Here is a 14,826-nt window from a genome sequence, read left to right as displayed (position 1 = left end):
CAAAACATCGAATCATTGCAAGGCTGGCAGACTGGGAATCAGAGGGGGGGAGTTGTAATTGGTAATTAGAAATTAGAAATTGGCCAGAAGCTTCGCCAGGAAGGAAGGAGTGATGTGAGAAACATCTGAGGTCAGCTGCCGCTCCTGCTCTAGCTATTGTCTGCGAGGACGTTTCAAGCGAGCGAAGCTTCCGACCAATTCCCAATTTCTAATTTCCAATTCCAAATCTCATTCCAGCATGCCCCAGCGAGTCAGCATCGCCTGGCGGAACTCCCCGGCCCGGTTCTCGAGGATTGCCTTCCGCAGTTCCCGCATGAAGTGCTGGTAAAACGCGATATTGTGAAGCGACAGGATCATCGGGCCCAGCATCTCGCCGACGACGAACAGGTGACGGATGTAGGCACGCGTAAACTGTTTTCCGACAGGGGATTCCGTCTCAGAATCGAGCGGCATTTCGTCGCGTTGATACTGAAGATTGCGGATCTTCAGGTGACCATCCCACGTAAAGGCCATCGCATTGCGGCCGTTGCGCGTCGGCATGACGCAGTCGAACAGGTCGACGCCGCGCAAAACCCCTTGCAGCAGATCGATGGGTTTGCCGACTCCCATCAGATAACGTGGCTTGTGAGTCGGAAGCAGAGGGCAGGTGGCTTCGAGGGTCCGATACATGTCAGCAGGATTCTCGCCGACACTGAGGCCGCCGATGGCATAGCCCGGGAAGTCAAGCGGGACGAGACCGGTGGCGGATCGCTCTCGCATTTTCGCATCAATCCCGCCTTGAACGATGCCGAAGAGAGCCTGATCGGTTCGCTGGTGGGCGTCTTTGCAAAGCTGTGCCCATTTGGTCGTGCGATCGACAGCGAGCTTGAGGTATTCTGTCGCGACGTCGTGGGCCGGGCATTCGTCCAGGCACATGATGCAGTCGGCTCCGAGCATTTCCTGGATGCGCGTTGCGCGGGCAGGGGTGAGATCGAGCAGGCTGCCATCAAGGTGAGAGCGGAAGACAACGCCACGGTCATCAATCGACATCTTCTTGGCGAGGGAAAAGACCTGAAACCCGCCACTATCGGTGAGGATGGGCTTATCCCAGTTCATAAACTTGTGAAGGCCGCCCATGTCGGCGACGACTTCCGGGCCAGGACGAAGCGCCAGGTGATAGGTATTGGCGAGGATCTTCTGCGTGCCAGCGGCTTTCAGCTGGTCCGGGTAGACCCCTTTGACCGTCGCGAGAGTCCCGACGGGCATGAAACAGGGGGTTTCGACGACGCCGTGAGGGGTATGCCACAGCCCCGCGCGGGCCCCTGTGGTGGAATCGGTGTGCAACAATTCAAAACGAAACGACGACAACGAAATGTCCTTTGACTTTTACACGACGGGCGTCCTGCAGATTTGTAGGGTGCTGGTGAGTCTTCGAACCGCATTAAAACGGCACTCAAACGCACATTTGGCGCGGTTCGCAAAGCCTCACCAGCACCCTACATTTCGAACGTGAAGACTCGCTCTTACAGAAACGAGTTCAGCAGTCTGACGTACCAGAGCGCGATACTGAAGATGCAGAAGATAATGAATCCCGCGACAATCAGCCACACGACCCAGCCCATAGCAGCCGTTAATGCGGCTAATGCGCGTCGGGCCTGATCTTCGAACTGCGGACTCAAGCGGTCCAGTTGCTCGGGGACCGTTCCGGTTGTCTCCGCGACATGGACGACTTCGATGTACTCGCTGGGGAAAAGCCCGGTCGCGGCAATCGAGTCCGTAAAGGTTTCACCCGAGTTGATCATCGCGACGACATCAGGAGCCGCAGCTTGAAATGCCCCATTGTTCGTGGCTCGGAACGAAGAGGTGATACTGCGATTGATATCCATCCCGGCTTGTTGCGTAAGATGAAATGCCCAGGAAAAACGGGCGATCGCGAATGATCGCGTGAAATTTCCAACGACGGGAATTTTCAGAAACACGCTGTCGAGGTACTTCTGACCAGACAATGAACTGTTGATGATCCGATAGGCGATAAAAATCGCTACTGCAGAACCGAAGGTCATCATGAACCAGATCATCGCGCCGGTCGAGCCTGTCAATCCCCAGCCGAGGACATCCATCGGCTCACCGCCTTGAGATTCTGCGATCCAGCCCAGCAGGAAGATCAGCCCACCAATGATCAAAATCGCAACGATCAACTGAATCACAGGCAGCGTGATTTGAGAAACGAAGTTCTTACGAAGTCGCAGAAGGTTTTCGTAGTGATCGGCCAGGGCTTTGAGGACTTCGGGCAGGGCGCCGGTCAATTCGGCCACGTCGACCATGTCGAGGACGAGATCAGGAAAGACTTCCTGTTTCTTCATGGCAGAGGAAACATCGGAACCTTTTTGAACGTCTTCGTAGATTCCATAAAACGCATGTCGCGTCCGGGCATCCGGATTGCGTTCCGCAACCGTCCGGAAGGCTTTGACAATTGCGACCCCGGAATGAAGCATCGTGTACAGACTGCGAAACGCAATCGACATCGACTTCATCGGCAAATAAGGGCCTGACAGCAAAGCAGCCGCGCTCCGTTCTAATGTATGAGATCTCAAGTCATCATACGGCGGTCACAATTCGTTTCACAAGCAGTTGTGAGACATCTTCCCATTATCTTGATGGAAACAGGATGCGACTTGAGACCCGCGAAGGCTGCGGAGTGCTCGCGTCTTGTGCAGCAGCCTTCGTTTGCGGCGGGGCAACAGGGCGAGTTGTCTGATGGACGGCTTGTGTGACGTTTCCATCTGTGGGCGACTGCTTGGGTGCCAGCGGCGGTAGGGTATCCGGGAACAACGGTTGTCCCTGCGGCTGAATCGGATTATGGGGGGCTGGCGGAGCTGGAAGACTCGGCGGCGGCTGTTGCGATGGAGGCTGGCTTTTTGCATTGTCCGGAAACAATTGCAGCCAGGAACTGTTATCGGGAACGGGCGGGGTTGTAGCCGGCTGTGAGACGTCAACGGACGGTTGCGGTTGGACGACCGGGGGCACGATGCTTGAAGAAGGAGGGACGGAGTAACCTGATTGCGGCATTGGCATTGGCATCGAATGCCCGCCGGGCGGCATCGCCAGCAGTTCGCGTGATTGAGCAGGATTCGCGGAAGGATCAGGCCCGACTTCCCATTCCGTTCGAGCAGCGGGATTTGACATCATTGCGGTGACGTCATACGGATCGATCGGTGCGCCGTGCAGCCAGCGGAAATACTCGACGCGATCGCGATGCGGCGGGCGGTGTTCGAACTGCTCGTAAATGAGGGCGGGCCGACGCAGGAGGGAATAGTTGATCGACAGCAGATGCGATGTCCCATTGCCCGGGCTGACGGCGCAGCCCGAGGCGAGTGACAGTGTCGTCAACGTCATCGCCCATCGCTGCATTTTACCTAGCCTCCCTGGCCAACCATGTCGGATCGTCCGTTACAATCCTCTACCTTTCAGATCGGACTTCTCGCTGGAAAACATCACCTCGAGCCAGGGGAAGTTGTCGTCGCTGACAAAATGGGAAAGCCGCCACAGAGTCAAAAACAGCTGACATGACTTTGGGTTACGACGGATGAAGGATTGTTGTCAGTCATCCGCATCGACCTGCTCCGACAGAGAGCGTCAAAGTTCCGAGGACGATCAGCCGATAGGAACTCTCACCCTCGTTGGTCAGCACTTTTTAGAGGCATCCGAGGGGACACTGAACACGATGAACATCCAGAGATTCGTTACGTTTTTGAAGGACGGGAATGACGCTCGAAGACATTCGCAACGTGGACGACCTGCACCAGTTTGTGCATGAAGCGCTGTGTGAAAAAGAAAACCTGCTCGAAAATCAATTCGAGACACACCGCAGTATGCTTCATAAGTCCGAAAAGGTTTGCGGGATTCACTTTGCGCTCAAAGGGCCACGGAACCTGCGACTCTCGGCTGTCTGGTCAGCAGATCAGAATACGGTTCTGTTTTATGATGCCAAGGGGGAGCGCTACAGTAAGACCGCGTTGCCTCGGTATTTGCATGCGCCGAGTTCTTAGACTGCTCTGAGCGGATGCGCTCCCTGTCGATCGCGGCTTTGACCTATTTAGGTGGTTTGCCTTTGCCGGCGTCGATGTAGGCTTGTCGAGCTTGGGCGTAGTCCTGAGGTTTGACGTCGTCGATCGTCAATGCTCCGGACTCCTGGTACTCTTTGAAGTACTTCTTGAGGTACGGCACACACCAGCCGCAGCCAGTTCCTGCGCTGGCACATTCGCTGATCTGACTGGCGACTCTGGGACGATTGACCCTCAGATAGCTGAGAATTTTCCGCTTTTTGACGTGGAAGCAGTAGCAGACTGTATCATCTAACTCCACGCCGGGTTCCAATACATAACAAGATGGCGATACGTTCGTGAGTCTTCGTCGGACAATTCGACATGACTTTATCAAAACTGATGTGACGGCTCAAATCGCTTTTGCAAACCGTCCCCCGCCATCACATTGATATTCGTTTAGTTTCTACTTGTCACACCCCGACGAGGAACATCATGTCTCGTTTCGCATTGACCGCGCTGGCTCTCGTGTGTGTTGTTTCACTGGCTGGCTGTCCTTCATCTGCTTCGAACAGCAATTCGACTTCCATCGACGCGAAGTCCGGGCAACCGACATTTGCTTTTGTGACGAACTGCGTTGCTGATTTCTGGACGGTCGCTGAAAAAGGTGTCGAGAAGGCGAAGAAGGATCTGGGAGTCAATGCTGTCGTCGTCATGCCCAACGGCGATGCGGTGGATCAGAAGAATAAAGTGGAAGACCTGATCGCACGCGGGGTCGATGGGATCGCGATTTCACCCAAGGATCCGACCAATCAGGGAGATATGCTGAAGGCGATCTCCGAGAATGCGCTGTTTATTACACATGATTCCGATGCTCCCAACTCACCACGTTTGTGTTACATCGGAATGGATAATTATCAGGCAGGTCGTCTATGCGGAGAGCTGATCAAAGAAGCCAAACCCGACGGCGCGCAGATCTGTCTGTTTATTGGAAATATCGATCAGGACAACAGCAAGAAGCGTCGTCAGGGTCTGATCGACGAACTTCTTGATCGCCCTGCTGATCCGGCACGCTTCGATCCAGCGGTTGGCGTGATTAAGAATGACAAGTACACCATTCTCGACACTCGCACCGATAACCATGACAGTTCGAAGGCCAAAGAACTGGTGCAGGATGCGATGTCGAAGTATCCCGAGATGAATCTCGTCGTGGGGCTGTTTGAATACAACCCGCCGATTCTGCTCGATGCGGTCAAAGGTGCGAATCGACTCAAAGAGATCACCGTCGTTGCGTTTGATGAAAACGCTCAAGTTCTTCAGGGAATCAAGGATGGCGAAGTATTCGGGACGGTCGTGCAGAATCCTTATGACTATGGGTACAAATCGATTGAACTCCTCAATGAGATTTACAAAGGGAACAAGTCAGCGATCCCTGAAAGTGGCATGATCGACATTCCTGCCCGCAAGATCACGAAAGGGAACGTCGACGAATTCTGGACCGATCTGAAAGCGAAGATCGGTAAGTAATTCTGTCGAACGGAAGAGAACCACGGATAAACACAGATAGACACTGATGGGAAAGTTATGAACTGCGCGTAAGACAATTCTCTTAGCGGTCTTTCAGCACTCATTGATTGTGTTTCGATTTATCTGTGTCCATCTGTGTTGATCCGTGGCTTGGTTTCCGGTTACGGCTTTCGCGTTTCATTGAAGAGCCTGCGTGACTATGACAACAACGTTCTCACAGCCTGAGCCCGCGGCGGAAAGAGTGACCTCGGTCCCGATCCTGGATTGCCGCCATCTCTGCAAGACATTCCCCGGGGTGCAGGCGCTGGATGATGTGTCGTTTCACCTTGGAAAAGGGGAAGTCCTCGCTGTTATCGGGGAGAACGGCGCAGGCAAGAGTACGTTGATGAAGATCCTGGCCGGGGTCCAGACACCGGATCAGGGTGAGATTCATCTCGATGGGAAAGTCGTCCATCTCGATTCTGTATTGGCGGCTCAGAAGCATGGCATCGCGTTGATTCACCAGGAGCTGAACCTGCTGGATAATCTTGATGTCGCGTCGAACTTGTTTCTGGGACGCGAGAAAACGCGATTCGGGATGCTCGACCAGGCCGCGATGAATGCAGACGCAGTTTCCTATCTGCAACGAGTCGGCCTGCAGATCTCCCCTTCGGATCGTGTGAGTAAGTTTTCGATTGGTCAACAGCAGCTGATTGAAATTGCGAAAGCACTCTCGATCAATGCCCGCATCCTGATCATGGATGAGCCGAGTTCGAGTCTTCCCGCTGCTGAGACGAATCGCCTTTTCGAGATCGTCCGGCAGCTGAAATCGGAAGGGGTCTCGATCATTTACATTTCGCATCGCCTGGGCGAAGTGAAGGAGCTGGCGGACCGGGTCTTCGTCATGCGGGATGGGAAGCCAGCAGGAACATTGCAACGAGATGAGATCAGCCACGAACGCATGGTCTCGCTGATGGTCGGACGGAACATCAAACAGTTTTACTCTCGAACGCCGCCGAAGGAAGGTTCGGCCGTTCTGAAAGTCACTGACCTCGTTACGACCGCCTATCCTGAGAAAAAGGTGTCATTGAAAATCAGGCAAGGCGAAGTCGTCGGCATTGCAGGACTGATCGGAGCAGGACGCACGGAACTGCTACGCGTGCTCGCTGGCGTCGATCAGCCACTCAGAGGAACGATTGAAGTTGATGGTAAGCCAGCTCAATTCCGACATCCGCGTGATGCGATTCGCGCGGGCCTGATGCTGGTTCCAGAAGATCGCAAAGACCAGGGGCTGATGATTGAAGACTCGGTCGCTGACAACATGACACTTCCCAGCCTGGGAAATCTCGCGATCGGCGGCATTCTCCAGAACCGTAGCGAACAGCGAAAGATCACGGTCGAGGGCATTTCTTCGTTGAGAATCAAAACACATACCTCGAAAAAGATCGTCAAGTTTCTGTCTGGGGGAAACCAGCAGAAAATCGTCATCGCCAAGTGGCTGGGGATGTCTCCCAGGCTGCTCCTTCTGGATGAGCCGACACGCGGGATCGATATCGGGGCGAAAGAAGAGATTTACTCGCTGATGGACCAACTTGCCGACGAAGGGATGGCAATCCTGTTCGTCAGCAGCGATCTGGAAGAAGTCATCAACATGGCTGATCGGGCGCTCGTGATGCACGAAGGTCAGATCGCGGGCGAACTGGGACGCGATCAGCTGACCGAACAAGCCATCATGTCACTGGCGACTGGACAATTAAATAATTCAGCATTGGCGTGACATCGACAAAGTCACATTGAACATCAAGAGACACAGCATCGTTGAGGCGGGACAACCTTGAGCACATCCAATAAGAAAATCCTTGGCATTCTGGCGCTGTTCGTCGTGATTGTCATCGTGACGGCGATCAGCAGCAATAACTTTTTCCGTCCTTATAATATCGAGAATCTGATCAAGCGGATCTCTCCTTATACGGTCATCAGTATTGGAGCAGCGCTCGTCATTATCACCGGGGGAATTGATCTTTCCATCGGTTCCGTGATCGCACTTTCGGGAACGATCCTGCCTTATCTACTGGTCAATTCAGGCTGGTCGGTCGCTCCTGCGATTGGCGCGACTCTCGGTGTTTCTGCACTGATCGGATTGATGCACGGCCTGCTGATCACGAAGTTGAGACTTCAACCATTTATTGTCACGCTGTTCGGGCTTCTGTTTTATCGCGGAATTGCGCGATGGCTGACGAATGATCAATCGACAGGGTTTGGCAATCAGTTTGATGGCATGAGAGACATCGTCACAAAATCGGTCTCGATTCCGGGCTTCAGTTTCATATCCATTCCGAATGTTCTTTTCCTCGCTGTCATCATCGCAGTTCTGGCTTGGGGTTTCCTGAACAAGACGATCTTTGGTCGCTACCTGCTGGCGATTGGACGCAATGAGCAGGCAGCTCGTTTTTCGGGGATTCACACGGATCGCTATGTCATCATGACGTACATTCTCTGCTCATTTTTAGCAGGACTCGGCGGTATCCTCTTCGCGTTGGAAACCAACTCGGTTCAGCCATCAGGGTTCGGTAACTTCTACGAACTCTATGCGATCGCAGCCGCTGTCCTGGGTGGTTGCAGTCTGCGAGGAGGTGAAGGAACAATCCTTGGAACGGTCATCGGGGCTGGGGTACTCCAGCTACTGCGAAACTCGATCAACTTGCTGGGAATTCCGTCGTCGCTCGAATATGCCGTTGTCGGTGGAGTCATCCTGATCGGGGCGACCGCCGATGAACTGTTCAATCGCCTCACGACAACACGTCGCACGAAATCGAAGTAATTCAAAGGGAATCAACCGGTTGGCTGCTGGATGTGTTGATTTGTCTCGACTGCTGTCTGCATAATCGACCATTCATTCCCCAGGCATTCAACAGGAGACATTTCATGAGTCAAGGCCAGCCAGAAGCTGCCGCTTCCATCCAGATTGACGATTCGAACGCCAAGCAGCTTTACACGAATTTCTGCCGCGTCACGAGTACGCCGGAAGAACTCGTTCTCGACCTTGGTTTGAACATGAGCCCGATGGTCGAGCCAGGCCAATCTCAAAAGGTCACGATTGAGCATCGCGTGGTCATGAGCCCTTACACAGCCAAGCGTCTGGCCTCTCTGCTGGGTGCAACCATTGCCCGCTATGAGCAGGCGTTCGGACCACTGGAAACAGATCCTCGCAAACGGGTAGGCCGCGCACAATGACATGGCGCGACGTTCTTCTTGCCGGTGGTGTGATCGTCACTTGTTGTTCTCCTGCGCTAAATGCGCAGGAGCCAGCGGCTCGTACGATCTCACTCAATGAGACCTTGATCCAGTATTCTCTCATCGCCTCGCTTGCGGCTGGTGATTACGGAGGCGGAACACCGTTATCGCAGGTTCTCAAAGAAGGGGACTTTGGAGTCGGAACGTTCGATCACCTCGAAGGAGAAATGATTCTCCTCGACGGAACGATCTATCAGGCCCTCGCAGATGGGACGATTCATAAACCGGAACTGACTCGATCGACGCCGTTTGCGGTGACGACGACTTTTGATGCGGATGGCCAGTTTGAAGACTTCAATGCACTTTCCCTCGAAGATCTCGATGATCGGCTGAATAAACAACTGCCCAGAGGGAATTCCGCCTACGCGATTCGAATCGACGGCGAGTTCGCAGCCCTTTCATTGCGGAGCGTCAAAGCCCAGACGCCTCCCTATCGTCCGCTGGTTGATGTGGTCAAGGACCAGTCGGTCTTTCATCATAAGATGGTCAAGGGAACGATGTTCGGGTTTCGCTGTCCACAGTGGGTTGGCACATTGAACGTGCCGGGGTATCACTGGCATTTTATCAGCGATGACCGCTTGATCGGCGGTCATGTCATCAGCTGCGTCTTTCAGGGCACGAAAGCTCAATATGACCAGTGTACGTCGCTGCTGATTCGCATTCCCGAATCGGAAATGTTTGATGATTTTGACATTAATTCCGTCAAGCCAAAAGACATCGATGTGATCGAACGCCAGTCCTCTCCAAAGCCCTGATCGTGCGCGTCGGTACGCGATCCCGAAGACTTGGTGAAAAGGGATGTTGGCCCCTTGATTTCGGCCAGACCGTCGAGAATGATACAACAACCTCTGCGTTGCACGATCTCGGGCAAGCAATTGTCGACCCTACAGTTCTACGAAGGGGGCGAATTCCCGTCGAGTCGGACATCCTTGCTTTTCATAGGATTCAGTACTCGGCAGGCGACGTCCCCACCTCACGTTAGTGGGTTCGTACTTTTTCGTTCGACCGGCATTCGCGGAGGGTTTTTCATGCGCGGTGCGGAAATGTTGAAGAGCATTTTCCATCAGCGATGATCCGCTTTCCTTCCAATGACCGTTGTTCGCAGCGTCCGGAAAAGACTGGAACGCAGAGCACGCTGAGGGGAGCAGAGACCGCCGAGAAGAAGTCGACTCAACCGACTGGTGTCTGAGATCCAAAGACGAGCAAAATCGCAAGTTCTGTCGACTCCAAAGGTTTTCTATGCGATCTCTGCTCAACTCTGTTCTCCCTGCGTTCCAACCATAGAGCGCCACGGCGTACAATTCCCGCATGGCATCCCTGTTTGATAAACAACACGAATCGAATCGCAGATCGAACCAGCCTCTGGCCGCGCGGATGAGGCCACGAACGCTGTCGGAGATCGTCGGGCAGCAGCAGTTTCTGCATGATGGGTCGCTGTTTCGCAGGTTGCTGTCGGCCAAGCGGTTTCAATCGCTGATCTTTTACGGTCCTCCCGGGACGGGCAAGACGACGCTGGCGGAAGTCATCAGCTACGAGACCGGGGCGAGGTTTCGCAAGCTGAACGCGGCCAGCGTGGGTGTGAAAGAACTGCGGGAAGAACTGCAGGCGGCTCGTCAGCATATTGAGACGACAGGTGAGCGGACGCTGCTGTTCGTCGATGAGCTTCATCATTTCAACAAGACGCAGCAGGACATTTTGCTGCCCGATACCGAACAGGGACTCGTCACGCTGATCGGGGCGACGACGAGTAATCCGTTTTTCTCGCTCGTCGGGGCGCTCATCAGTCGCAGCCAGATTTTTGAATTCCAACCGATTTCCAAGACAGACCTGATTCCCTTGCTCGAACGGGCGATCAAGGATTCCGAACGGGGGCTGGCGAAGTACTCAATCGACGTGACTGCGGACGCGATCGACTTCTTTGCCGAAGTCAGCGATGGCGATGCTCGACGGGCATTGAATGCACTCGAGGTTGCTGTCATTTCGACGAAAGAACTCGGACAGACGACCGTCGATCTGGCGATTGCGGAAGAGTCGATTCAGAAGAAAGCGATTCGCTACGACCGGTCCGGCGACGATCATTACGACGCGGCGTCTGCCATGATCAAGTCTATCCGCGGATCGGATCCGGATGCGGCGATTTACTGGATGGCGAGAATGCTGGAAGCAGGCGAAGATCCCCGTTTTGTCGCGAGACGGGTCTTGATCTCCGCTTCGGAAGACATCGGCAACGCAACACCACAGGCGCTCCCGATCGCCATGGCAGCGGCTCAAGCCGTCGAGTTCCTGGGGATGCCGGAGTGTCAGATTCCACTCGCCCAGGCGGTCACGTTTCTGGCGTCGGCGGAGAAGTCCAACGCGGCGTACAAGGCGATTGCTGCAGCGTCTGCCGATGTGAAGACAGGCTCCGTTCAGCCAGTGCCGAGTCATCTGAAAGATGCTCATTACCCGGGGGCCAAGAAGCTTGGGCATGGCGAGGGGTATCAATATCCTCACGACCATGAGTCTGGCTATGTCGCCCAGCAGTATCTGACGGTAGAGAAACGGTATTACGAGCCAACCAACCATGGTTATGAGGCGAAGATCGCAGAGCGGTTGAAGCGACTCCGCGGGGATTCGACAACGGAATGAAATGGTGTCGATGCGCAACGAGAAGAAAACATTGACAGGATTGATCGACTGAGGAAAATGAAGCCAGTCCATTTTCAGGAGCCAAGAGATGCAGACAGTCAAGATTGTTGTATGGGAAGCAGACGGTGCCTGGCTTGGATACTTACAGCAATATCCAGACTACCAGACGCAAGGTGAGACACTGGATGATTTGAAGGAACACTTGAAAGACCTTCACAACGATTTGACATATGGAGAAGTTCCGGGCGTCCGACACGTCGAAGATCTGGTGGTGTCATGAAGCGAGTCGATCTCGTCAAGACGATTGAAGCGATGGGATGCGTGCTGATTCGACACGGCGGCAAACATGACTGGTACCAGAATCCTGAGACCGGTGTCTCTCAACCAGTGCCATGACATCGCGAGATCAAAGAGCACCTTGCAAAACATATCATTCGCATGCTGAGCCCTTCGCGGGATTCCGCCTAATACTCAATGCTGCTGAATAAACTCCATCATCGCTTTCGCCACTGTGTCGTTGGGCTGGCTGATTTTCGAGGCGATGGTGGTGTGATCGCGGCCTTCGACGACCAGCGAGAAGACGTTGGGATTCTTGATCGTTTTCATCGAGGCGACGAAGTAAAGGTTTTCTTCCAGTCGGGCGGGGAGATCCTGGGTGCCGACGATGCAGAGCATGGGTGGGACGTCGGGTGAGATGTGGAACGCCGGGGCGGCTTCGTCGATCACGGGTTTGGTTTCAGGCAGGCCACGTTCGGCTCGGACGGTCGAGTGTGTGATCATCTGGCCGGAGATCGGCAGGAAACCCGCGAAGTCAGAGGGGGACAGGTTTACGGCTTTGAGATAGCCTGGATCGCATGCGAGCATCGAGGCGACATAACCGCCAGCTGAGTGTCCGGAGACGAAGACCTTCTGACGTGAGCCGCCGTACTCTTCGACTTTATTCAACACATAAGCCAGGGCGCGGGCGGAGTCTTCGAGGTAGGTTGGGTACTTGACCTTGGGAGACATGCGATAGTTGACCGACGCGACTGCAACGCCATTCTCGCTGAAGTGACGGGCCACGATGCGAGCGATTTCATCCGCTTTGTCCCCTTCGCGCAGAGCGCCGCCGTGGAACCAGATGAGAGTTGGGAAGTCTTGGACGCTGGTGGGGAGATACCAGTCGACCCGGGTCATTTTCGCGTCGTAGTCATCAACCGGCTGAGGCTGATACGACTGGTCGAGAAGATAACGAACCTTGGAGGCTTCCGCGATCGCCTGTGCGTGTCCAACATGACTTCCGCTGAAGCAGACGACGAACAAAAGCAAAGCGGTGATCGTAAATTGTCGCATCGTTGAGCGTCTCCCCGTCGAGGTTTCGTGGTCGATCTTCTACGACTTTACGATGCGAACGCGATGCTGTCGACTGAACGAGATTCTTTACCGCTGGGTTGCTTTGAGCGTTTGTTGCCAGTCAGCATTCTGCGACTTGAAGGTTTGGAAATCTGCGTACTCTCTCTCATCGATCTGGCTGTCACTGTTTTTATCGATGTGCTGGAACAGCCATTCCCAGCCGGGCTTGCTGGTTGACCACTCGGGCTTTGTCACTTTGCCATCGTGATTCGTATCACATTCTTCAAGCAATGAAGCCATGGTGAATGTTGGCTTTTTGTGACTGGCGCCGAGTTTGGGGCGGTCCACCGTTTCATCCCAGGCGAGTTTCTGGCCCGCCTTGAGAAGTGACTCCCGGTAGGTGGTCATGTTGATTTTCTGGACGCTCGTCTTCTCATTGATCGCCTGACAGGCTGCGATGCCGGAGGACTCCCCGCAGATCATGAAGACGGGCTCCATGCGAGCGGAAGCATAACCCAAGTGCGTCGCGGAAAAGCAGACTGGCACGAGCAGGTTAGTGCATTCGGCTTCGACCGGTGTGATCGCGCGGTAGGGAATTGGATAGGGCGTATCGGTGGGACCTCGATTACCGCCGAGGAACATCTTGCCTTCGATGCCCACTAGAACTTCGCCGTCTTTTTCAAACCAGATGCGTCGTGCAGGGTAGGTATCGATGCCGTATTGCGCCAGGCCGATTGAGTCGTTGATCGTCGTCTTGTTATAAACATCATGAGCAGTGATCGTGTACTGGCCTTTGAGACGACGGGCGACACGAATGTAAAGCTGATGCGGCCAGCCCTGGGTTTCAGGATGAGCACGTCGGTCAAGCCCGAGGCTCGCAGCGTACTCGCGATACCATGACGGAACGCGGCTGTCCGTGCGCATGAACTCGGCGAGGCCTTTGAGATAATCCTGATGTTGTTTCCAGACGCGGGCTTTGTCTTTTTCATCGCCGCTGGCATAGATCTGGCTGATTCCGAGAGGGGACATAGAGAAGAGCGAACTTCGCTGATAGTTCCATTCTCCTGAGTTCAACCAACCCGGGTAGATGCCAATCAATTTCTTGCGGAGGCTATTTTCATCGGGTGCCGATTTGACGAGATGTTCAACATAGCGACCAACAAGCTCGAAGTCCTGCGGCTGATAGTTAGCAGGTGCTTCGATGGGGAGACGGTACTCGGGGTTGTCAGTCGTGTAGTAACGGTAATTGTAAGCCTGGGTGTAATCGTCTGCAGAGCCGATCGGTTTGCCGTGGTCGTTTTCAACGAGTTTCAAGAGGCCGCTGTCTGGATTCCCGGCCGTGACGAAGGGACTGATCGGAGCGGTCTCCAGAGGCTGCTGGACGCCGGCATGTTCTTCGTCGAATTCCTGTTCTGATTCGCGACCGACTCGATAAGTGGCGCCAGCGGTGGGCAGGAAGTCGCCTTCGTAGCTGGCGTCGATATACATGTCTGCGATGACCTGAATCGCGTCGCGCTTTTCGGGAGTTTCGATGGGACAGCCCGTTTCATCGAACGGGGCGCGGTCGAAAAACGCGGAGCGGATGGCTGGCCCGTTCTTATCAACTCGCCCTAAGCGATGCTCGTAGTAAACAGCGACGCCCTGTTGAGCTAACAGCGATTCAAACTCGTTGCGAACTGCTGTCGGGTTAAGAGAACGAGCATCGGTTTCCACAAGTGACGGAAGAGAAGTGCCGAGTTTCGGAAGCAGTTCATGAGTCATCCCGCCTGTCGCGATATAATTCGGACAGTCCTGCATAGGCTTAAGCCCCGCGCCCAGCATGCCTCCGACCCAGCGACCTGGCTCAATGATGACGACCGATTTGCCTTCTCTCTTCACTGCAATCGCTGCGAGGATTCCGGCAGGTGTCGCAGTATAAATGCAGACGTCTGCCGTGACCTGTCGCAGTGTATCGGAAGCGTCTGCGCTAGTAGCAACAATTGAGGCGAAGTAGGCAACGATCAGGTAGACTCGCAGCATTATGGCTCTCATCATTCAGTTCAAA

At 54.3% G+C, this 14,826-nt stretch carries 14 protein-coding genes, 1 other RNA gene and 1 pseudogene; 10 read left to right on the top strand and 6 right to left on the bottom strand.

The window, feature by feature from the left end; genetic code table 11:
• Window positions 1-228 precede the first annotated feature (228 nt).
• From tgt to SH248x_RS03825, 3 genes are all read right to left on the bottom strand, one after another.
• A complete protein-coding gene (tgt, locus tag SH248x_RS03835) occupies window positions 229-1,347 on the bottom strand; it encodes a tRNA guanosine(34) transglycosylase Tgt (RefSeq protein WP_459557195.1) in 1,119 nt (372 codons plus the stop codon).
• A gap of 155 nt (window positions 1,348-1,502) precedes the next feature.
• Window positions 1,503-2,513 carry a type II secretion system F family protein gene (locus tag SH248x_RS03830; RefSeq protein WP_459557194.1) on the bottom strand — a complete coding sequence of 337 codons (1,011 nt, stop codon included), beginning with the start codon at window positions 2,511-2,513 and terminating at the stop codon, window positions 1,503-1,505.
• A 115-nt stretch (window positions 2,514-2,628) separates the two neighbouring features.
• Complete coding sequence (locus SH248x_RS03825; protein WP_459557193.1) at window positions 2,629-3,390, bottom strand: hypothetical protein; 762 nt, start codon at window positions 3,388-3,390, stop codon at window positions 2,629-2,631.
• A 353-nt stretch (window positions 3,391-3,743) separates the two neighbouring features.
• On the opposite strand from SH248x_RS03825, the gene SH248x_RS03820 reads away from it, so the two are divergent.
• Window positions 3,744-4,028, top strand: a complete 285-nt coding sequence (locus SH248x_RS03820) for a hypothetical protein (protein ID WP_459557192.1) — start codon at window positions 3,744-3,746, stop codon at window positions 4,026-4,028.
• Between the two features lie 43 nt (window positions 4,029-4,071).
• Here the strand turns inward: SH248x_RS03820 and SH248x_RS03815 are convergent, their stop codons facing one another.
• The gene (locus SH248x_RS03815; protein WP_459557191.1) at window positions 4,072-4,344 is read right to left on the bottom strand and encodes a bacterioferritin-associated ferredoxin; all 273 of its coding nucleotides are present in this window, start codon (window positions 4,342-4,344) and stop codon (window positions 4,072-4,074) included.
• Window positions 4,345-4,517: 173 nt separating this feature from the next.
• Here SH248x_RS03815 and SH248x_RS03810 point away from each other — a divergent pair, with 173 nt between their 5' ends.
• The 9 genes and pseudogenes from SH248x_RS03810 to SH248x_RS03770 form a co-directional block, all read left to right on the top strand.
• Entirely contained in the window at window positions 4,518-5,549 is a 1,032-nt protein-coding gene (locus SH248x_RS03810) for a sugar-binding protein (protein WP_459557190.1), read from the top strand.
• Between the two features lie 199 nt (window positions 5,550-5,748).
• Window positions 5,749-7,305, top strand: a complete 1,557-nt coding sequence (locus SH248x_RS03805; RefSeq protein WP_459558576.1) for a sugar ABC transporter ATP-binding protein — start codon at window positions 5,749-5,751, stop codon at window positions 7,303-7,305.
• A gap of 57 nt (window positions 7,306-7,362) precedes the next feature.
• Complete coding sequence (locus tag SH248x_RS03800) at window positions 7,363-8,349, top strand: ABC transporter permease (RefSeq protein WP_459557189.1); 987 nt, start codon at window positions 7,363-7,365, stop codon at window positions 8,347-8,349.
• A gap of 104 nt (window positions 8,350-8,453) precedes the next feature.
• Window positions 8,454-8,762 (top strand): DUF3467 domain-containing protein, encoded by a 309-nt coding sequence (locus tag SH248x_RS03795; protein WP_459557188.1) that lies wholly within the window; start codon window positions 8,454-8,456, stop codon window positions 8,760-8,762.
• Window positions 8,759-9,577 carry an acetolactate decarboxylase gene (gene budA, locus SH248x_RS03790; RefSeq protein WP_459557187.1) on the top strand — a complete coding sequence of 273 codons (819 nt, stop codon included), beginning with the start codon at window positions 8,759-8,761 and terminating at the stop codon, window positions 9,575-9,577. Before SH248x_RS03795 ends, budA begins: the two co-directional genes overlap by 4 nt.
• 87 nt (window positions 9,578-9,664) lie before the next feature.
• Window positions 9,665-9,847, top strand: a non-coding RNA gene (gene ssrS, locus SH248x_RS03785) — 6S RNA.
• 283 nt (window positions 9,848-10,130) lie between these two features.
• Window positions 10,131-11,450, top strand: a complete 1,320-nt coding sequence (locus tag SH248x_RS03780; RefSeq protein WP_459557186.1) for a replication-associated recombination protein A — start codon at window positions 10,131-10,133, stop codon at window positions 11,448-11,450.
• Window positions 11,451-11,538: 88 nt separating this feature from the next.
• A complete protein-coding gene (locus tag SH248x_RS03775) occupies window positions 11,539-11,730 on the top strand; it encodes a type II toxin-antitoxin system HicB family antitoxin (protein ID WP_459557185.1) in 192 nt (63 codons plus the stop codon).
• Window positions 11,727-11,843, top strand: a pseudogene (locus SH248x_RS03770) (type II toxin-antitoxin system HicA family toxin); the annotation flags it as partial. The gene SH248x_RS03775 and the pseudogene SH248x_RS03770, both read left to right, overlap by 4 nt.
• Before the next feature lie 78 nt (window positions 11,844-11,921).
• Here SH248x_RS03770 and SH248x_RS03765 read toward each other — a convergent pair.
• On the bottom strand, window positions 11,922-12,782 hold the full coding sequence (locus SH248x_RS03765) for an alpha/beta hydrolase (protein ID WP_459557184.1): 861 nt from the start codon (window positions 12,780-12,782) through the stop codon (window positions 11,922-11,924).
• Between the two features lie 87 nt (window positions 12,783-12,869).
• Window positions 12,870-14,801 carry an FAD-dependent oxidoreductase gene (locus SH248x_RS03760; protein WP_459557183.1) on the bottom strand — a complete coding sequence of 644 codons (1,932 nt, stop codon included), beginning with the start codon at window positions 14,799-14,801 and terminating at the stop codon, window positions 12,870-12,872.
• Window positions 14,802-14,826 lie beyond the last annotated feature (25 nt).

This window comes from Lacunimicrobium album (genome assembly GCF_052161635.1).
GTDB lineage: Bacteria > Planctomycetota > Planctomycetia > Planctomycetales > Planctomycetaceae > SXPC01.
The sequence above is the reverse complement of the archived record's forward strand: the minus strand, read 5'-3'. Positions and strand labels throughout refer to the sequence as shown.